Genomic DNA, 20449 nt, shown 5'->3' on the forward strand with positions numbered 1-20449 from the left:
CAACCCATTAAATATCAAAGAAAAGTCAGCCATGTGGCGCTACTCTATCTGGTACCGGCCATCGTGCTGCCCCTACTGGTAGTGCTCGCCTCTCGGACGGGTTGGCTCAGTGCGCTACTGGTCGTCGTGCTGCTGATCCCTTATTTGATGCGCTTTGCCACCAAAAAACGCACCGTCGGTTGGCTCGTCTCTGTGCTTATTGGCGTCACCATTGGCTTAGGGACCACGTTAATCGGTGAGAACAACACCCTAGCAGAGCGAAAGGTGAATCTAGAAGGGCCCAGACAATACACCTTCCCTCAGACGCTCGATATGCTGATTGAAAAGCCATTTACTGGCTATGGTTACGGACGTTTTGAAGCTGAATACTTGGTCTATACGGCGCGTCAACATCAGCTCAACGCCAGTTACCCGCCTGGGCTTGCATCAATGGATCACCCACACAACGAAACCTTATATTGGGGCGTAGAGGGGGGTGTGCTGCCGATTTTGGCTATGTTGATCGCGGCCATTTTGGTGCTGTATCGTATCTACGCAGCGAAGAATGGCACACGTTTGGCGATTTTCTCGCTCTTTATCCCCATCGTGCTCCACACCCAATTAGAATATCCGTTTTATCACTCAGCGATTCATTGGCTAACCTTTATCTTATTGATTTACTGGGTCGACCAACGTAAGCGCGCCTACCGATACGCGCGATTGAGCATCGTATCGCAGACCGGGCTGCGCGTAGCAAGTTTGGTCTTGCCGCTGGTGACGTCGTTTTACATGGTCACCACGTTGCACACCAACTACATATTGACGCAGTTTGAGCTCTCCAAACCAAAAGATCCAGATATCCTTAACCGAGTCAGTAACCCGATTGTCTGGCAGGAGCGTTTTGACTGGGACATCTACAGCACCTATCTCAATATTGGCCTGCACCAGCAAAACCCTGAATTTATTCAACCGTACGTGGATTGGTCGCTGGGCGTGATTACCCACAAACCAAGACCGGCATTCTACAACAACTTAATTCTGGCCTACCAAGGTTTGAATGACAGTGAAAAGGCGGAACAAATCCGAGCCGAAGCGCAATTCCTGTTTCCTCGGCGCGATTTCTCAGACGTGCAATACGTGCCACCGACTACCGACGCACTGCTTCGTACAGACGAAGAATAAAAAGAAAACAAAAAGTAGATAAGAAAAGGCTCTCCGAACTGGAGAGCCATCTGCAATCATTAACAGGGCAAATTATTCGCCGAGCGACTCTAATCCGAGCGACTCTATCCGAGCGACTCTTTAAGCGCTTGTAAACAGAGTGCGACGTTCTCCTCCCGCGCACCATAGCCCATTAGGCCAATCCGCCACGCCTTGCCCGCCAATGCGCCAAGCCCGGCACCAATTTCCAGATTGTACGTATCAAGGAGGTGACTGCGTATTTGGGCTTCATCAATCCCCTCAGGAACATAAATCGCATTCAGTTGCGGCAAGCGTGCGGACTCTTCCACCACAAACTCAAAGCCGAGCGCCAATAAGCCGGTCTTGAGCTTGTTGTGCATCTGCTGATGGCGACGCCACGCGTTTTCTAACCCTTCATTTTTGAGCATCAGCAAAGCTTCATGCAGTGCATAGAGACTGTTGACGGGCGCTGTGTGGTGGTAACTACGCTTGCCCTCTCCACTCCAGTAACCGAGTACCAAACTTTGGTCTAAAAACCAACTTTGCACCGGGGTTTGACGGGCGGTGATTTTCTCAATCGCTGCACTGGAGAAGGTCACAGGAGAGAGGCCCGGCGTACAAGAGAGGCACTTTTGACTGCCCGAGTAGACCGCATCAAGTTGCCACTCATCGACTTTGAGTGGCACGCCACCCAATGACGTCACCGCATCGACGATCGACAACACATTGAACTCTTTAGCAAGCGCGCCCAGCGTCTTCGCATCACTGCATGCCCCTGTCGACGTTTCTGCATGGACAAACGCGAGGAGCTTGGTATCAGGATGCGCCTGCAACGCATCACGAACTTTCTCTACCGAGACCGGCGTTCCCCAGTCATCATCGACCAGCACCGCTTCACCGCCGCAGCGCACCACGTTTTCTCGCATGCGCTCGCCAAACACGCCATTGCGGCAGACGATGACTTTGTCCCCCGGCTCAATCAAGTTAACAAAGCAGGTCTCCATACCTGCACTGCCTGGTGCCGAGACAGCAATCGTAAACTCATTGTTGGTCTGAAAGGCGTATTTAAGCAGCTGCTTGAGTTCGTCCATCATCTGGATAAAAAGCGGGTCAAGGTGGCCCACCGTCGGGCGGCTCAAAGCTTGCAGTACCTGTGGGGAAATATCGGATGGACCAGGGCCCATCAAAATACGGCGAGGGGGGATAAAACTTTGGTAAGTCATTGGCAACTCCTTTTGAATCATGAGGGTGTTCTTGTTGTTATCTCTTCACCATAATCGAATTCATCCAGCGCAGCAATGCGCAAAAAGTCGACAGGTCATACCAGTCTCACAAACCGAACCTATCGTCTTTAACCCGTAAATTTCGCATTGACATTAAGAGGATAAACACGTTCAATGCGAAAGCGGTGGCAAGACAATTCGTCACCCTGTTGTACAAACAATTATGCTTTTTGCAGAAGAGGAGCACTACCCAGGTAGGCATGTTGTGGAGCCACAATTCCAAAACAACATTCTGAGGGGGAGTAGTGCCGAGGTAGGCTTATATTGTGGTTTAAGTCTGTCGGTTGACTTGGGTTGAGTCCCATCAACTGTCATCAGCGCTGTCTGGTGATGAGCTTCTGAGGTCGTACTCCATACCTACCTCTACTCTCGCTCATCCTCACCTCACGCAAAGGAAAGACTCAATATTCAGGAAGTTGTGGGAGAAATGCCGTGAGCAATTTTAACGTTGCTAAATTTGGTGGGACAAGTGTTGCAAACTTTGAAGCGATGAGCCGTTGTGCGGCGGTCGTTGAGAACAATCCAGAGACAAAACTGGTGGTCAGCAGTGCCTGTTCAGGGGTAACAAATCTATTGGTCGCGCTGGCGAACGGCGTACAAGATCAGCAGCAACGCAGCGATATTCTGACTCAGCTCGCTGAGATTCATGATGCGATTCTTAATCAACTCAATGATCCAACCCATGCGGCGAGTGAAGTGTACAGTCTGCTTGATACGGTCACCAGTCTTGCGGAAGCGGCCTCGATTCAAGCCAGCAATAAGTTGACTGATCACCTTGTTGCGTGTGGTGAACTGATGTCGACCCACATTTTAACCCAACTAATGATTGAGCGCGGCATCAACGCGGTACGCTTTGATATTCGTGATGTACTGCGCACTGACAGCCACTTTGGCCGCGCAGAACCGGATCTTGCCGCCATTCGAGAGCTTGCCAGTGACACCTTGCTGCCACTGTGCCGCGAGCACGTTGTGGTGACACAGGGCTTTATTGGTTCCGATGAAGAAGGCAACACCACTACCCTTGGCCGTGGTGGCAGTGATTACAGTGCGGCTTTGATTGCCGAGGCAGTGCAAGCCTCTGGCTTAGAAATTTGGACTGATGTACCGGGAATCTACACCACAGACCCGCGTATTGCCCCGAATGCGGCACCGATTGCAGAAATTAGCTTCAGCGAAGCGTCAGAGATGGCGAATTTTGGCGCCAAGATCCTGCACCCTTCGACCCTAGTCCCTGCTCTGCGCCATGATATTCCGGTGTTTGTCGGTTCCTCTAAAGCGCCAGAGCAAGGCGGTACTTGGATTCGTCATCAAGTGGAAAGCTCACCGCTGTTTCGCGCCCTAGCCCTACGTAACAACCAAACCATGGTGACGCTGCGCAGCGCGAAAATGTTCCATGCTTACGGCTTTCTAGCCAAAGTGTTTGAGATCTTGGCCAAGCATAAGGTCTCGGTCGATTTGATCACCACCTCTGAAATCAGTGTCTCATTAACGCTTGATCAAACAGGTACCTCTGGCGGTGCGCCATCGTTACCTCAAGCTGCGCGTGAAGAGCTTGAAGAGCTGTGCAGCGTGAAAGTGGAACACAACCTCTCCGTCGTCGCCTTGATTGGTAACAACATGAGCGAGAGCAAAGGCTATGCAAAACAAGTATTTGGTACACTTGAAGACTTTAACTTACGAATGATTTGTTACGGAGCTAGCCAGCACAACCTCTGTTTCTTACTGCGTGAATCAGAAGCCAAACAAGCGATTCAGAAGTTGCATGTCGAGCTGTTTGAGCGCTAACAGCACTATAAATACACATCAGCGACGAAGCACTCTCGTGTTTCGTCGCTGAAGCATTGCTACGTCAAATAGTGAGGCTTATTCGCCCGCCACTTTCATTGACTCAAGCAAGATAGAACCGGTTTGAATCTGCGAACGGGTTTCCACATCACTGCCGACAGCCACTATTTGGTTGAACATCTGCTTGAGATTACCTGCGATGGTCACCTCCGAGACGGGGAATTGGATTTGACCATTCTCAACCCAAAAACCGGCTGCGCCGCGCGAGTAATCGCCCGTCACGATATTCACGCCCTGCCCCATCACTTCTGTAACCAAAAAGCCGGTGCCCAGCGCCTTAAGCATTTGATCAAAATCTTGCCCTGTGGATTGCACGTACCAGTTGTGGATGCCACCCGCATGACCGGTTGGCATCATCGACATTTTACGCGCCGCATAGCTGGTCAATAGGTAAGTGGATAACACGCCGTCAGTGATTATTTGTCTATCTTGCGTAGCAACGCCTTCGCTATCAAACGGGCTTGACGCCAGACCACGCAACACATGGGGACGCTCGTCGACTTGGAACCAGCTGGGTAGAATTTGCTGACCAAGATGATCAAGAAGAAACGAGGATTTGCGGTACAAGTTGCCACCACTGATCGCCATCACAAGGTGACCGAGTAGACCCGTTGCGACATCCGCCGCAAACATGATCGGGTACTGACCGGTTTTGAGCTTCTGCGCGTCTAAACGACTGACGGTTTTCTCCGCTGCGCTCAGGCCCACGGATTTCGGCGTCCACAGGTCGTCTTTGTGACGCGACACTGTGTAGCTGTAGTCACGTTCCATTTCACCGTTTTGGCCTTGACCAATCACACAGCAACTGATGCTATGGCGACTTGAGGCATAACTCGCCAGTAAGCCGTGGCTGTTGCCGTACACTTTGACGCCATAGTGGCTATCGTAGCTGGCGCCATCACTTTGCTTGATCTTATCGCTGTAGCTGAGCGCTTCTTGCTCCGCTTCAATCGCCATTTTTGCCGCGTAGTCAGGGTCAGGCGTATCGGGGTGAAACAGATCCAAATCAGGAATATCTTTGACCATCAGTTCAGCCGGTGCTGGGCCTGCGTACGGATCTTCTGATGTGTATTGAGCGATATCAAGTGCCGCCAATACCGTTTGTTGAATCGCTTTTTCGCTTAAGTCTGACGTTGAGGCGCTGCCTTTACGCTGATTGCTATAGACGGTAATACCGAGTGCACCGTCACTGTTGAACTCCACATTTTCGACCTCACACATGCGAGTCGATACGCTTAAACCTGTGGTTTTACTGATGGCAACTTCCGCGGCATCCGCTTTTTCACCCGCCATCTCTAACGCTTTCGCGACGGCAGCTTCAAGCTCGATACGCTGCTGTGCCACTTGCTTTTTTACGTCCATATTCTCTTCATCAGTCGTTGCTTTGTCGCTAGGATAACAAGAATTTCGCTTTCTCCCCATGATTCTTGTTAAAATAGAGAAATAGACGTTCAAATGAAGGTATGAAAATGGCTCGCAAAAATCAAAAAGCGCCATGGGAACCAGAAGAAGAGATCATCTGGGTAAGTAAATCCGAGTTGAAGCGTGACATGGAAGAGCTGCAGAAACTGGGTGAAGAGCTCGTTAACCTCAAGCCCTCTGTGTTGGAAAAATTTCCACTCAGCGAAGACTTGGCCGATGCGATTCGCGATGCGCAACGTTTTAAAAACGAAGCGCGCCGTCGTCAGTTGCAGTTTATCGGAAAATTGATGCGTCACGAAGACCCAGAGCCAATTCAAGCGGCGCTGGATAAAGTCCGTAACAAGCACTCTCAAACCACGGCGCTGCTGCACAAATTAGAGCAATTGCGTGACCGTGTGGTGGAAGAGGGCGACAGCGCCATTGAAGAGGTATTGACGCTGTATCCGGATGCGGACCGTCAGCGTTTACGTCAGCTTGCTCGTCAGGCGAACAAAGAAAAGCAAGCCAACAAGCCAGCTAAAGCGTATCGAGAGATTTTCCAGATCCTCAAAGCATTGAGCAGTGAAGAGCCACAATAACACGCTCTTACTCAGTGATGATTGAAGCGGATAAGTGCACACTTATCCGCTTTTTTTTATCTCTGCTTTCTAGCCCATTGTTATTGCGCTCAGTTGTGCGCCGTGGTGGCCGCCTGAACAAATGCGCCGAGGCTAGGGTCCGAGTGGGTCGCCGCTAGCTCTGAAATCGGCCCAGTCGCTGCGACATGACCTTGTGATACAAACGCAAAATGCGTGGCGATCGCTTTGGCATCACCTAAGTGGTGCGTCACCATTACTACCGTAATATCACGCTCACTCGCCAACTGTTTGACCAGTGATAGCATCTCTAACCTGAGCAAAGGATCGAGCGCTGAAAAGGGCTCGTCTAGCAGCCATATCGGCGCAGACTGTACAAAGCAGCGCGCTAACGCAACCCGTTGACGCTGGCCACCAGAGAGCTCATGCGGCAATCGAGACAAATACTCCGCCACCCCCACCTGCTGTGCCGCTTGCACTACCGCCTGTTTCTGCGTTGCAGACAACTTCAAGCCGGGGTCCAATCCAAGGCCTATGTTTTCCGACACGGTAAGGTGAGCAAACAAGTTGTGCTCTTGAAACAACATCGCAAACGGGCGCTGATAAGGCGCCAGCCCGTTGAGTGTTTGCCCTTGCGCTAAAATTTCACCGCTTAATGGTTCAATAAAACCCGCCATCAAGGCGAGCAAGGTCGACTTCCCTGCGCCACTGGGTCCCATAAGCGCGACGATTTGCCCTGCCTCAACGTGCAGATCAAACTGAAATGACTCGGCATGATAATCGTAATGCAGGTCACTGAGAGTGAGCATAGTGACTCCTATTGGTGGGGGTAGAAGCAGAGCGAGGGCGAAACAGGCGCTCCATCAGCGCAAAACAGCCCACACTCAAAAGCAGTAAAGTGACCGATACGACTGCCGCCGCGTCCATTTGGTAACTGCCGAGCAGTTGGAACAGGTAGAGCGGCAGCGTACGAAACTCCTGGCTGCCAAACAGCGCGATGGCACTGAGATCGCCCATAGAAAACATAAAGCTGATGGCAAACGCGTGCGCCAGCGGCCGTTTTAATGCGCGCCATTCCACCACTCGTAAACGGCGCCAACCGCGGATTCCAAGGGTTGCACAAAGGTACTGATACTGCTGCTCGAGTTGCAACATCGGCTGAGCCAAGGTTTTGATCACATAAGGCAGCCCCATTAACGCGTTGACCGTAACAACAACGACCAAGGCGTAGCTGAGCGCATCCGTCCACGAACGGAGCAGCAAAAAGAGCCCGGTCGAGATCACTAATCCTGGGGTCACCAGAATGATGGTCCCTAGCAGCTCTATCTTATCCGCGTCTTTCTCACGTTGATTGAGGCGCAGTCTTCGGCTCGACAATAAAATCGCCGTGCCCGCACTGACAGCGATAACGCTCGCCATGCTCGCCACTTTCAGTGACGCGCCGAGCGCGGACCAAAATCGGCCATCGCTCAGCACACCCAACGCCTGAGAATTCATGCCACTGGTCAGCACCATCCCAAGAGGCGGCAACACTAACAGCAAGCTAAAACCTATCCAAGCGCCATCCCAGCACTTAGAGAATAGACTGTCTTTCACCACCAACGCAGTTGGTGCGTCGCTGCCCATCGAAATAGCAATAGGTCGAGCGAAACGTTGAATCGATAGTGCCATTAAGCCACATAGCAGCATTTGCCAAATTGCCAGTAACGCGCCCGCTTGCAAATCAAAATCAAACTTGATCGCTTGGTAAATCGCGAGCTCAATGGTGGTCGATTTGGGCCCGCCGCCCAATGCCATCACAGTGGCAAAGCTGGTAAAGCAGAGCATAAACACCAACCCGCAAACGGGCGCTAATTGCTGCCTCATCCGCGGCCATTCGACCCACTTAAACTTTTGCCAATGCCCCATGCCTAAGTGGGCGCACAGTTTGTGTTGCTCCGCCGGAATCGACTCTAGTGATTGCAGCAGCAAACGCGCCGCATAAGGAAGATTAAAAAAGAGGTGCGCGAGCAAAATGCCGTGCAAACCGTAAATATTAAATGGTAGCGAAAGATCCCACTGCGCAAGCTGTGTCGCCAACCAACCACTGCGCCCATAAATCGCCAGCAAGCCAAACACCCCCACCAAGACAGGCAGCACCAAAGTGGTCGCAAACAGCTTAAGTACCAAGGCTTTCCCGATAAACTGCCGCCGCGACAAAGCATGGGCGACGGGGATCGCCAAGCCGACACTGAGCAGCGTTGAGAGGAAAGATTGATAGAAGCTAAATTGGGTAACGTGGCGGTAATAAGGGTCTTGCCAAATGACACGCAGATCGAGGGAAGGCGCTTGATTGAGCAAGGCCAGCAGCGCAGAAACGACAAAGGCCGCGATCAACATCGCGACCCATACGCCTAATTTAGGGACAGATTGCACGAACGCCTAACCTTAGAAGGTCAACGCGTTTTGCCATTCACGAATCCACGCTTTGCGGTGGGTAGCCACCTCTTCAGCGCTAAAACTCAAGGCTTGGCTAGGCTTCGTCAGGCTTTGATACCCTTCTGGCAACGCAACGTCAGTGACAGGGTACATCCAGTTCCCTGTTGGCATGGCCGACTGAAAGTCATCGCTGAGGATAAACTGCATAAAGGCATCCGCCAAGTCGCTGTTGGCGCTCGTTTTGACTTTGGCCACCACTTCTACTTGAGTGTAATGACCTTCCGCGAAATTCGCTGCAGCGAACTTAGCCTCATTTTCGGCAATCAGATGGTACGCAGGTGACGTGGTGTAAGAGAGCACCATATCAGACTCGCCTTTTAAGAACATCGAGTACGCTTCAGACCACCCTTTCGTGACCGTCACTGTCTTTTTCGCCAACGCTTTCCACGCCTGCGGCGCTTCGTCGCCATAGACAGATTTCATCCACAGCATCAAACCTTGACCCGGGGTTGAGGTACGCGGGTCTTGGTAGATGACTGTTAAGTCGTCATTTGATTCCACCAGTGCTTTGAGGCTAGTCGGTGGCTCAGCCAAGGTCTCTTTGTTGTAGACAAACGCGAAGTAACCGTAGTCGTACGGCACAAAGGTCGTATTGGACCAGCCGCCTGGCAAGGTGACGGATGACGTATCGACGCTATGCTCAGCCAACAAACCGGTTTGCTGCGCTTCTGCCATCAAGTTGTTGTCTAACCCCAACACAATGTCGGCTTTGCTATTGTCGCCTTCCAGTCTCAAGCGATTGAGGATAGAGACGCCATCATCCAAAGCTACAAAATTCAACGTACAGTCGCACTGTGCTTCAAACGCTTTTTTTACCACTGGGCCTGGGCCCCAATCGGCAGCGAAAGAGTCATAGGTATAAACGGTTAACGTATCGGCTGCGGTTGCAGAAAAAGACGTCAGTGCCGCGGCGGCACAAAGTGGCATAAATGAAGGGATAAAAGTGGATTTCACTGCTCGCTCTCCTTGTTGAGCCACGCAGGTCTGAGGGACAAACAGACGTCTGATGTCCTCGCTCAATTCCTACGCCAGCATTATCTGGTTCAGGTCTACGGGTCCCGAGCAAAGCTCGATCTCAGCGTCATTCAGTGAATGAATAGCTCCCCGATGAGGTTCGGCTTGATTGTAATAGGTCTGCCCTACAATAGCCATACTTGCGTGACGGCCCACCAAGACGCAATCACGAATCTTTACGTTGATCATAGCCCCAGCGCGCCACCAAGGATTGCTCGATGCCGAGGTGATCCAAAATGCGCGCGACCATAAAATCAATAAGATCGTCTATCGATTTAGGTTGGTGATAAAAACCGGGCGCGGCCGGCATAATAGTGACGCCCATCTGCGAGAGCTTGTGCATGTTCTCAAGGTGTAAGGTTGAGAAAGGCGTTTCTCGAACCACCAGCAGCAATTGACCACGCTCTTTCATCACCACATCGGCGGCGCGTTCAATCAAATTATCGGACATACCATGAGCAATCGCTGCCACACTGCCCGCCGAACAAGGGCAAACCACCATCTGCTTGGGCGCCGCTGAGCCAGAGGCCACGGGCGAGAACCAGTCCTCTTTGCCGCACACCACTAATTTAGCCGGGTCGCAGCTGAGATGGGCGACCAAGGCTTGCTTGGCGCTGTCTGGGTTGGCAGGCAGTTTTAATCCGTGCTCGGTGGCCAACACCACTCGCGCCGCCGATGAAACCAGCAGGTAAACCTGATAGTCCGCGGCCAACAAGCACTGCAACAGACGCAGCCCATAAGGCGCGCCTGAGGCTCCGGTAAAAGCGAGGGTGATGGATTTTTCAGCCATTGTGCGTATCTCTTATTATTGGGCTAATTGCGCTAACAGTTTGTCGTGAATTCCGCCAAACCCGCCGTTGCTCATCACCAGAATCTGATCGCCGGGGCAAGCATGCCGAGCGATGCTGCGCACCAAGTCGTCGATGTCGTCAGAGACATAAGCGGGTTGCGCGCACTGCTCGGCAATCTCACTCACAGACCAAGTAATTGACTCAGGCTGAAAGAGGAACACTTCATCGGCCGCCTGCAATGAGGCCGCAAGCGTTTCTTTGTGCACCCCGCGTTTCATGGTTGCACTGCGCGGCTCCAACACCGCAAGGATTCGGGATTGACCCACCTTGTTACGTAAGCCGCCCAATGTCAGTTCAATCGCCGTTGGATGATGAGCAAAGTCGTCATACACAGTGATGTCATTGACCTGCCCTTTTAACTCCAAGCGGCGTTTGGTATTAATAAAGCGCCCTAACGCCTCACAAGCGTGATCCGGAGTGACCCCCACATGACGTGCCGCCGCGATGGCCATCAACGCATTGCTGACGTTGTGATCGCCGACTAAATCCCACGTCACTCGACCCACTATTTCTCCCGCCAATAAGACATCAAAGACACTGCCATCTTGGGCCTGTTTTTGCGCTTGCCAGCCAGAATCGCACCCTGTGTACTCTTGTTCGCTCCAGCAGCCACGGGCAATAACGTCTTGCAGCGCCAGGTCTGATTGAGGAGTAAACATCCGACCATTGCCCGGTACGGTTCTCACTAGATGGTGAAATTGGCGCTTAATCGCCTCAAGATCATCGAAGATGTCTGCATGATCGAACTCAAGGTTATTCATGACCAAGGTACGTGGATGGTAATGAACGAACTTAGAACGCTTATCGAAAAAAGCGCTGTCGTATTCATCAGCTTCAACTATGAAAAACGGGCTGTTGCCCAACCTTGCCGACAAACCAAAGTTGCCAAGCACGCCGCCCACGAGAAAACCGGGTTCATAACCACAATCTTCCAGAATCCAAGCGAGCATACTGGATGTGGTGGTTTTGCCGTGCGTTCCCGCGACCGCCAGTACCCATCGGTCATGCAGCAGAAACTCTTGCAGCCACTGTGGGCCGGAGGTGTAACGCAGGTTGCTATCCAGTACATGCTCGACACACGGGTTACCACGGCTCATCGCATTACCGATCACCACCAAATCGGGCGCCGGATTTAACTGCGCAGGATCAAACCCTTCTATAATTTCAATACCTTGCGATTCAAGTAGCGTGCTCATGGGCGGGTACACATTGGCGTCACTGCCGGTGACTTTGTGCCCCAATTGACGCGCTAAAATTGCCGCTCCTCCCATAAAGGTGCCACAAATTCCCAAGATATGAATATGCATAGAGTGATCCTGAAAAGGCTAATTTGAAGTGCTCATTATGGCGATAATGGCTTGAAAAGCGAACCTCTTTGTCCTTCGGATGTGAAATCTTGGCACAATCGAGCAAAGTTTGTTCAAGATGAAAAACCGTGAAAATATTTGAATAATTACCAAAAAAATTGAGAGGTTAGACAGTTAGTTCGTTACCAATAATAAGATCATGGTTTTACAATTGCTCAAGGCAAAAACAAAAGCTCACGCATAGCTTCGTCCCTCTTGCGCCCCAACAATAAAATGGCAAGAGGTTGCCCAACTCCCCCCAAACTTATGCGATTTTAAGGAATAAACATGTCTGGAATGCGCACCCTTGGCGAGTTCATTGTTGAAAAACAGACGGACTTCCCCCACGCTAGCGGTGATCTATCATCCCTACTGTCGTCGATTCGCCTTGCGGCTAAAATCGTCAACCGCGAAATTAACGCGGCGGGCCTTGGTGATATCACCGGTGCCGTTGGTAGTGAGAACATTCAGGGCGAAGCCCAACAAAAACTGGATGTTTACGCGAACGAGAAGTTCAAAGCAGCACTTGAAGCACGTGATCAAGTGTGTGGCGTAGCAAGTGAAGAAGAAGATGAGGCGGTCGCGTTCAATAAAGAACTGAACAAAAACGCCAAATACGTGGTATTGATGGATCCACTCGATGGCTCCTCTAACATCGATGTTAACGTCTCTGTCGGAACGATTTTCTCTATCTATCGCCGCGTCTCTCCTATCGGTACCCCACCGACAGAAGAAGACTTCCTTCAACCAGGCAACAAGCAAGTCGCGGCCGGTTATGTGATTTACGGTTCATCAACCATGCTTGTCTACACCACAGGCAATGGCGTCAATGGCTTTACCTACGATCCATCGATCGGTACGTTCTGCTTGTCTCATGAGAATATGATGGTGCCAGAAGATGGCCGGATCTACTCAATTAACGAAGGTAACTACTTCCGTTTCCCAATGGGCGTGAAAAAGTACATCAAATTCTGCCAAGAAAACGAACCGAATGACGGTCGCCCGTACACGTCTCGCTACATTGGCTCTTTGGTGTCGGACTTCCACCGTAACCTACTGAAAGGAGGCATTTACCTGTACCCAAGCACGCAAAGCCACCCGAACGGCAAACTGCGTCTTCTTTATGAGTGCAACCCAATGGCGTTCATTATTGAGCAGGCGGGCGGTATTGCCTCAGACGGTGAGAAACGCATCATGGATATTGAACCCACAGAGCTGCACCAACGTGTGCCTTTCTTTGTTGGCTCAAAAAACATGGTCAAGAAAGTCGAATCTTTCCTCGCAGAATACAAAGACCAATAAGGCTCAGCTATTCTCTTCAAGGCGCTCACTGAGCGCCTTGTTTTTTATGAACTTCCATCGCTTCCCCAGTCGCTGCGCTTCACAATCGGTGTTTTCTTGACCAAGCTCTCATCGTCCGTCATTTACAAAAAACCAAGTTTAGCGGTAAGGTATTTGCCTACATATCGACCAATAACAAGGAAGCTTGCCCATGAGTCTTAATCACGTCCCTGCAGGGAAATCACTCCCGGATGACATTTATGTCGTCATCGAAATTCCGGCCAATGCCGATCCGATCAAGTACGAGGTCGACAAAGATTCTGGCGCGGTATTTGTGGACCGCTTTATGTCCGCGCCTATGTTCTATCCATGTAACTATGGCTATGTGAATCACACACTCTCTTTAGATGGTGACCCGGTTGATGTCCTAGTGCCGACCCCTTATCCCTTGATGCCAGGTAGTGTGATTCGCTGTCGCCCTGTCGGTGTATTGAAAATGACCGATGAATCAGGTGAAGATGCCAAAGTGCTCGCCGTGCCGCACAGTAAAATCTCCAAAGAGTACGAGCACATCCAAGATGTCGGTGATATTCCTGATCTGCTCAAAGCGCAAATTACCCACTTTTTTGAGCGCTACAAAGAGCTCGAAAGCGGCAAATGGGTCAAAGTGGAGGGCTGGGAAGACGTCGCTGCCGCGCGCCAAGAGATTCTGGAGTCGTTTGAGCGCGCGAGTAAGTAATCCTCACCCAACCACCGTGACTCATTAAATAACAGAAAACGGCCAGAGCAGTGACACTCTGGCCGTTTTCTTTATCGGTATTCAACCATTAAAAACCCGAACCTGCCGTGGAATTACGCCCTGATACATAGTCTTGCTGGAAGAAGGGGTCAAGACGGTCGCACACCCCATAATAGGGTTTGCCCCTCACACCAAGCATGTAGGCGTTTTGCTGACAATATTGGCCGCGACCTTGCTCATATCCGGCCAAATAGGCGGCATAACGGTCGTCGTTCAAATGGCCAGCTTGATCCGCTTTGGCTAACTTAGATTGCGACAAGTTCAGTAAGCCGTTTTCACCGCGATCAACACCGAACTGATACCAATCTTGATCGACGTTAGACGTTGGCGTAGTGACAGTGGTACAGCCTGTGAGTAACAGGGCGACGAACGCCCCGACGGGTGTGATGGTACGTTTCAGCGCTAACATAGGACTCTCCTTATTGAACGCTTGTTCTCACCATAAAATGGCGCTAGACGCGCTGGCACCAATCGCCCGATGCAATCAACACATCCAATTGGCTGACATCTTGGTAGAGGTAAATCCAAGCCTGACCAAACGGCGTATCGATGTGCTCTCTGCGATACTCTACCGGCACATCTTCTAGTTCATCTATACGTGCGAGCGTGACATCATCGATCAAATAGACTTCACCTGAGATCGAATCATGTCCTTCAATCACCGCCGGATAGGGCCCCAAATCATACAGCGCATAAAAGGGCGGTGTATCAAAGTGACCCAAACACTGCGAGCCAGCTAAAAAATCTTGGTTCGACTCCCCTTTGCGCAAGGTGCCATAAACAAACAATAGATGTTGCATTGCCCGCCCCTATTTCCTTTCTCTGTCTGAGTGTGTCTCAACGTCGGCTCTGTGTTAGAGTCACTATTAATCAAACTCAAATTGATAGAGCAGATCCACAGCGCTACTCACACCAGAGACCGCCTCTAAATAAAGATCCTGCATTAAGCGGTAACGCACCGTAAACTCGCCCACCGAGTCAAAAATGCCGACCCCATATTTAACCTGCAAGCCAGGGAGAATATAACCACTCACCGTGACCTGAGAGTCATCACCCGAGCCCGCGGTATCCAACTGCAGATCCTGAACGCCAAAGGCTTCGCCAATTTCGCCCACCACTTTGCCGCTTTTCGCTAGGCTCAAACCAATGAGTGTGGTGGTCATCGCGTTGCCGCCTGCTTCGCCATCAATGTCTTGACCACGCAATAGATAGGATAGCGCATTCGCTTGCGGCATGGCGGGGTCAGAGAAGATGGTGACCGATGGCTCATCGGCCGGTCCAGTCACTTTGACCCCGGCCGTCACGTCGTCTTGGGTGTTATCGGGATTTCGAATCGCTGTGATCTGCACATAGGGCTGATCCACTGGCCCATTCATCAAAATCTTACCTTCACTGATGATCAAATCTTGACCAAAGGAGCGATACGAACCATCGACAATGTTGATTTCACCTTGGACAAACGGACCTTTGTCTTTTTGCGCCACATTCAAGTTACCTTTCAGTCCGCCTTCAAGCCCAAACGCCACTAGCTTGAAGTCATCGCCAATGCTGATATTAATATTGGTTTCGAGATTAAACGGCACTTCGGTGGCGTTCTCAACAGGTTGGAGATCTTTATCAAGTAACACTTGATCGTCTGAGACGCCAATGGCACTCGGCGGTAGCTCTTCGACGATAATACGCCCCCAAGGCAGATGAATGCTTCCATCCACGCGCGCCAATTTAGGCGAGGCCGATATCGTCATATCCGGCTGCACTTTCAGCGCCACCATAGGCGGCACATTGACCAGCAGCTCTTCAGCGTACACTCGCAGTTGCGCGTTCCAGTTACTTAGCTCACGCCACTCGGCTTCACCGGAGAGTTCCAAATCGCCATCTGGCGTGGTCAATTTTGCCGCGAGCAGCGCATCATAACCGTTGAGTTCGAGGCTCACTCGACCTGAATCCACTTCTACCGGAGAGAGCTCCCCTTTCAGCGACATCTTATCGATCAGCAGTTGCCCCTCGACTTTCGGTTGCGTTACCGCACCGCTGATGGCGAGATCGGTACTGATGGTCGATTTTAGCTCACTAAAATCGCCGATTAATGGCGCAAGAAAATCAATGTGGAACGGAGTTAACGCGAGCTTGGCGTCGATCTTGGGGTTGGCGTCCAATACGTTAGGGAGACTCACTTGGCCAGAAAGGTCGCCATTGTCGCGCACATCAATCAGCCAGTCGGCATCCAAACGGTTATTTGCTAGCGCGGCCTCCAGTGTCACCGCATGCCACGCCAAGGTGACATTTTCTTCGAGCTTTTGCGTCACTTGACCGGCAGGCATCGACACCGAGGCTTTTACTTCAGGCGGTGTCTCTGGCGACCATTTCGCCCACACATTAGCATTCACTTCAGCTTTGAGCTGAGTGGTGGGTGGGATAAAGGCATGCAGTTGATTGACATTAAACTGCGACAAAGAGAGCGCGGCTTCACCGCTTTCCCCCACTTGAATATCCTCATCCAAACACAACGCGGAATCCGACTGCAGCCAACAGTGCGCCGCAACCATCACTTGGTTACGCTCAGCGTCAAAGCCCAGTGCGGTGGTGTCAGCCAGCATCCATTCGCCCTGCAGGGTGGAGAACGATACCTCTTCTAGTTCGCCCTGCCACTTCAGCTGCGGCTCTAACGTCAATGCACCACGCAAGTCGATATGGCTCGTCACCAACTCAGATAGCAGATCTAAGCTGAGCTTATGTTGCTGTTGCGAGCCAGAAAAGGTCAGTGCGACACTCTCAATCTGCTCGCCTTGAACCGTCGCCTGCTTAACGTTCAATTGTAGAGCGCCTTGCGGCACAGGCAGTGGGGTCACCTTGCCCTTGATGCTCGCGCTGCCAATATGCGCTAAGGTTTGCCAGGCTAATCGGTTGGCGTTGATGTCTAGCCCTAAGGTTGGCTCAGTCATCGCTCCGCTCAGCGCCACTTGCCCCAGAATCTGACCTTTGAGATCAGGCACTGTTTTTGAAAGTTGTGGCAAGGTCAATGTCAGTAACATATCCCACTGCTTATCCAACTCGCCCTGTGCGGCAATCTTGTTAGGGCCATGAGAGAGCACTAAGCCCGACGTTTTAGCGCGAACATTGCCATCTCCTGCCGCGTCCGACGCCTCGATATCACCAGCAATATTAAGCGGATAGCCACGCAATAGACCATCAATGTTGAGGTCGGTGCGTTCCACACGCCAACCGCCTTGGGCCGTCAGACCGCCTGCGGTTTCAAGCGTGCCACTGATGTCACCTTCCGCTTGAGGCCACTGCAAACCCGGTTGGATATGGCTAAGGGCTAAGTTAGCGCCCCAACTCACTTGCTCTTGCCACCCCGCACGCAGTGAACCTTCAACTTCACCGCCTAACGTTTTGAGCAGAAAATCAGTCAATTCAATCTGACCTATATCCCCCTGCCCTTTAAGCGCCAGGTCGAGCTCTGGAATGCTTTCTCCGCTCAACACCCCTTGCAGATTGAGGTGAAAACCTTGCAACGAGCCCTGGGCAGAAAACTCTGGCAACACCACACGATAATCCGACTCCCCGCTGAGCGGCCAGCTGGCATCAACATCACGCAGGTGAAGCTCAAACGGTAAATCGGGATCTAAGCTCACTAAATGCGCTTCAATTTGGCCCAGTGCCAAACCCGATAACTCGGCGTCCAATGCCAAGTCACGCACACTGCCTTCAAGGTTAAGCGTAATAACTTGGCCATTAGCAATCGGGTCTTTCACCATAGCGTCAAGTGAAGCACTCAGCGGATAATCACCTTTTAAGGTGACATCGGCGCGTAAGTTGGCTTCTCCTTGTGGCATATCAAGCTCCAGCGTTGCCACCTGTATCCGCGATCCACGAGCGGTCGCTGAAAGCCCTAGGTGGTTGACCACCAGCGGTGTCTCTTGCTCTAGCCTAAAGTCGTTGATGTCTAAGCGAGAAAGTTGGATTTGCAGCGGCAGGGTAATGTCCGACAAGACGATCGGTGAGGAGGCGTCACTGTCTGGCGCGGCGCTTTGAGCCTGTGGTGCTTGAGGATCACTCGGCGCCAATGCCACGCGAGTACCATCAAGCTGCGTTTTGCTCAACACCAGTCGGTTGCCTTGGAAGCTTATTCCAGACGAGAAACGCTGCCACGCGATCTGGTTGCCCAAAATATCCAGATTGATATTGGACAGCGCAATACGGCTGATTTGAATGGGCACAGGCGCGGTGATCGCCGTCAGTGGCTCCCCCTCTTCCTCTGCGGAGGCAGACTCATCACTGCTCGGCAGCGTCGGCATGTGAAAGTCCAATCCATCCATCGCTATCTCATCAATACAGACCGACGGTTCAGTAAAACAGTTTGGATTGATCGCTAAAGTGAGTTTGTTGGCGGCAACATCAAGGGATAAATCCTCATCCACATAACGCACTTGATGGAGACTAAAGCGCGGAAAGAGAGCCCCACTGTGCCCTTCGATCGTTAACTGCGGCACAAACGCATTCGCCGCCCAAACCAAGACATTGAGCCCAGGATTGGTAAACAGGATGACCCCGACAAGCACCAGCAGCGCAGTAAGTAGCCCTGTCGTCAGTACCGTTAGCCATTTTGTCCAAGTGAGAATGCGCTTTTTCATAGATCAGGCCCCAGAGTAAAGTGGACACGGAACTCATCACCCGGATCCGCATCCAATCCCCAAGCAAAATCCAGTCTCACAGGCCCAACCGGAGACGCCCAGCGAACGCCAAAACCCGTCCCTCGTTTGAAATCGGGTGTGTCATTAAACGCATCACCGTAGTCGAAAAACAGCGCGCCCCACCAGTTGCCGTGCACGCGATATTGATACTCTAAAGTGGAGGTAGCAATGTACTTGGCACCGGTCAGGGCGCCACTTTCATCCACCGGAGAGACCGACTCATACCCGTAGCCGCGCAGATTATTGTCACCACCGGCAAAGAAACGCAGTGACGGCGATAGCTTGTCAAACTCTTCGGCGATGTTCGCCCCGCCATCAACACGTAAAATACCGCGATGGTTCTGGCCAATGCCACGAATCCAGGTGGTGCCGCCCATAATGCGCGTCACACGCGTTTCGGAAATCACGCTCGGGTCGCCATACTCTATGGTGACGCTTTGTCTGTCCCCCCACATCGGCATAGTGCCGCCACGAACACGACTGCGTGAGAAGGAGATACCCGGTAGAAGGAAGTGTCCGGTATCGTCTTGCAAGCCTTGCTCGTAACTTTCGAGCAAATAGCGAACATACACGGTTCGGTGCCAGCCGCTGTCAAGCACCCAATGGCGTTCAACAGATAAGTTGGACTCGAGACTTTGCGTGTCCCGCTGGTCGAGGTTTTTCATCCCATACTGAATGCGGTAGTACTCATTGAGCGCGTCTTGCAGCGGTATTTTATAGCCTGCGGTGATGGTCTGCTCTGGAATCGACAAAGAGAAACTGCTGTCAAAGCTGTGGCCCTTATCGTTCACCCAAGGCTTTTTCCATTTGAGCGTGCCACGCACGCCCACATCGGTCGAGTAGCCAATACCCGTCTCGATTTGATTGCGCGCTTGTGGGGCGAGTGACACTTTCATCGGCAGCTCACGAGTTTGACCTAGGTAACTCAGATCAGGCTCGACAAACACCGATGAAAACCAATCAGTATTGGAGAGATTTTGGTTGTATTCCCCCACTTTGGAGACCAAATAGGGCTCGCCCTCTTCATAGGGGGATAAGGACACCACACGGTCCTCGCGGATTTGGCTGCCGCTAATGGTATTTCGACCAAACGCATAGCGCATACCGCTGTCGTAGTAGAGGCGAATAAAGGCTTGATTCAACTCAGGTGCAATCTCTAGGCGGCTGACTTGATAATCGCCTTCAAAGTAGCCTTTGCGCAGCGCTAAATTGCGAATCCCAGATTTCAGCGCGTCGTATTGGCTGTGATTGAGCCTAGCACCTTCGACCAAACCGCTTTGGGCAATCAAGGCACTGAAGTCGGCATCATTGGCCGCTTCACCGGCGATTTGGACATCGACTTTCTCAATCAAGATTGGCTCGCCGGGCTGCACCGTAACGCTCAGCTCTGTGCTCTCTTTTCCGACTTGAAACGTAAACTCTGGGTGATAATAACCAAGCGCATTCAACGCTTCGGTGATGGTGCGCTCGAGACGAGCTTGAAAACGAAGACCGGTACTGTATTCCTTTTCGGGGATCGAGGATAAATACGCCTCGACGTTATCTTCTAACTCGCCGTCCAAACCAAGAATCGACAAAGAGACCTCTTGCGCGAGTGCCCCTGTAGAGAGAAAGAGCGTTAACAGTGCTGGTAAAGAGGTTCTTATCATGCTTAATTAGGTACCCAAACGTAATGACCAAAATAATAGCGCCAGTGAATT

At 51.6% G+C, this 20449-nt stretch carries 16 protein-coding genes and 2 riboswitches; of the genes, 5 read left to right on the top strand and 11 right to left on the bottom strand.

The annotated features are described in order from the left end of the window. Nucleotides 1-1161, top strand: a 1161-nt coding sequence (locus tag AC6R1O_RS05100) for a PglL family O-oligosaccharyltransferase (RefSeq protein WP_500656591.1), incomplete at its 5' end; no start/stop codon positions are given. A 104-nt stretch (nt 1162-1265) separates the two neighbouring features. On the opposite strand, the gene AC6R1O_RS05105 is transcribed toward AC6R1O_RS05100, so the two are convergent. Further along, nucleotides 1266-2384: a pyridoxal-phosphate-dependent aminotransferase family protein gene (locus AC6R1O_RS05105; RefSeq protein ID WP_500631194.1), complete on the bottom strand. Its 1119-nt coding sequence runs from the start codon at nt 2382-2384 to the stop codon at nt 1266-1268. A gap of 228 nt (nt 2385-2612) precedes the next feature. Then, a riboswitch (Lysine riboswitch) is annotated at nt 2613-2790 on the top strand. A gap of 86 nt (nt 2791-2876) precedes the next feature. Here AC6R1O_RS05105 and lysC point away from each other — a divergent pair. Continuing rightward, the gene (lysC, locus tag AC6R1O_RS05110) at nt 2877-4229 is read left to right on the top strand and encodes a lysine-sensitive aspartokinase 3 (protein WP_500631193.1); all 1353 of its coding nucleotides are present in this window, start codon (nt 2877-2879) and stop codon (nt 4227-4229) included. A 78-nt stretch (nt 4230-4307) separates the two neighbouring features. On the opposite strand, the gene pmbA is transcribed toward lysC, so the two are convergent. Then, nucleotides 4308-5651, bottom strand: coding sequence for a metalloprotease PmbA (gene pmbA, locus AC6R1O_RS05115; protein WP_500633844.1), 1344 nt, complete (start codon nt 5649-5651; stop codon nt 4308-4310). 107 nt (nt 5652-5758) lie between these two features. On the opposite strand from pmbA, the gene yjgA reads away from it, so the two are divergent. Beyond that, entirely contained in the window at nt 5759-6289 is a 531-nt protein-coding gene (gene yjgA, locus AC6R1O_RS05120) for a ribosome biogenesis factor YjgA (RefSeq protein WP_334555017.1), read from the top strand. Nucleotides 6290-6378: 89 nt separating this feature from the next. On the opposite strand, the gene thiQ is transcribed toward yjgA, so the two are convergent. From thiQ to mpl, 5 genes are all read right to left on the bottom strand, one after another. Then, the gene (gene thiQ, locus AC6R1O_RS05125; protein WP_500625655.1) at nt 6379-7095 is read right to left on the bottom strand and encodes a thiamine ABC transporter ATP-binding protein; all 717 of its coding nucleotides are present in this window, start codon (nt 7093-7095) and stop codon (nt 6379-6381) included. Continuing rightward, nucleotides 7079-8665 carry a thiamine/thiamine pyrophosphate ABC transporter permease ThiP gene (thiP, locus tag AC6R1O_RS05130; RefSeq protein ID WP_500631241.1) on the bottom strand — a complete coding sequence of 529 codons (1587 nt, stop codon included), beginning with the start codon at nt 8663-8665 and terminating at the stop codon, nt 7079-7081. Before thiP ends, thiQ begins: the two co-directional genes overlap by 17 nt. Before the next feature lie 48 nt (nt 8666-8713). After that, nucleotides 8714-9691, bottom strand: coding sequence for a thiamine ABC transporter substrate binding subunit (gene thiB, locus AC6R1O_RS05135; RefSeq protein WP_500631240.1), 978 nt, complete (start codon nt 9689-9691; stop codon nt 8714-8716). Nucleotides 9692-9767: 76 nt separating this feature from the next. Continuing rightward, nucleotides 9768-9881, bottom strand: a riboswitch (TPP riboswitch). Nucleotides 9882-9944: 63 nt separating this feature from the next. Beyond that, on the bottom strand, nt 9945-10568 hold the full coding sequence (locus AC6R1O_RS05140) for a flavin prenyltransferase UbiX (RefSeq protein ID WP_500633843.1): 624 nt from the start codon (nt 10566-10568) through the stop codon (nt 9945-9947). Nucleotides 10569-10583: 15 nt separating this feature from the next. Further along, complete coding sequence (gene mpl, locus AC6R1O_RS05145; RefSeq protein ID WP_500633842.1) at nt 10584-11936, bottom strand: UDP-N-acetylmuramate:L-alanyl-gamma-D-glutamyl-meso-diaminopimelate ligase; 1353 nt, start codon at nt 11934-11936, stop codon at nt 10584-10586. A 327-nt stretch (nt 11937-12263) separates the two neighbouring features. On the opposite strand from mpl, the gene fbp reads away from it, so the two are divergent. Together fbp and ppa are read left to right on the top strand one after the other, a co-directional pair. Then, a complete protein-coding gene (fbp, locus tag AC6R1O_RS05150) occupies nt 12264-13277 on the top strand; it encodes a class 1 fructose-bisphosphatase (protein WP_334555012.1) in 1014 nt (337 codons plus the stop codon). Nucleotides 13278-13467: 190 nt separating this feature from the next. After that, nucleotides 13468-13995, top strand: coding sequence for an inorganic diphosphatase (gene ppa / locus AC6R1O_RS05155; protein WP_500631189.1), 528 nt, complete (start codon nt 13468-13470; stop codon nt 13993-13995). A gap of 88 nt (nt 13996-14083) precedes the next feature. Here the strand turns inward: ppa and AC6R1O_RS05160 are convergent, their stop codons facing one another. The 4 genes from AC6R1O_RS05160 to tamA all read right to left on the bottom strand — a co-directional run bounded on the left by AC6R1O_RS05160 (nt 14084) and on the right by tamA (nt 20398). Then, entirely contained in the window at nt 14084-14464 is a 381-nt protein-coding gene (locus AC6R1O_RS05160; RefSeq protein WP_500631188.1) for a DUF2799 domain-containing protein, read from the bottom strand. Between the two features lie 43 nt (nt 14465-14507). Further along, nucleotides 14508-14855: a gamma-glutamylcyclotransferase family protein gene (locus AC6R1O_RS05165; RefSeq protein ID WP_500631187.1), complete on the bottom strand. Its 348-nt coding sequence runs from the start codon at nt 14853-14855 to the stop codon at nt 14508-14510. Nucleotides 14856-14921: 66 nt separating this feature from the next. Further along, nucleotides 14922-18689: an autotransporter assembly complex protein TamB gene (tamB, locus tag AC6R1O_RS05170; protein WP_500656592.1), complete on the bottom strand. Its 3768-nt coding sequence runs from the start codon at nt 18687-18689 to the stop codon at nt 14922-14924. Next, nucleotides 18686-20398 (bottom strand): autotransporter assembly complex protein TamA, encoded by a 1713-nt coding sequence (tamA, locus tag AC6R1O_RS05175; RefSeq protein WP_500631185.1) that lies wholly within the window; start codon nt 20396-20398, stop codon nt 18686-18688. The genes tamB and tamA overlap by 4 nt, the downstream gene beginning before the upstream one ends. Nucleotides 20399-20449: the final 51 nt, after the last annotated feature.

This window comes from Vibrio sp. R11-SG3-ISO3-SZ, from assembly GCF_059834345.1.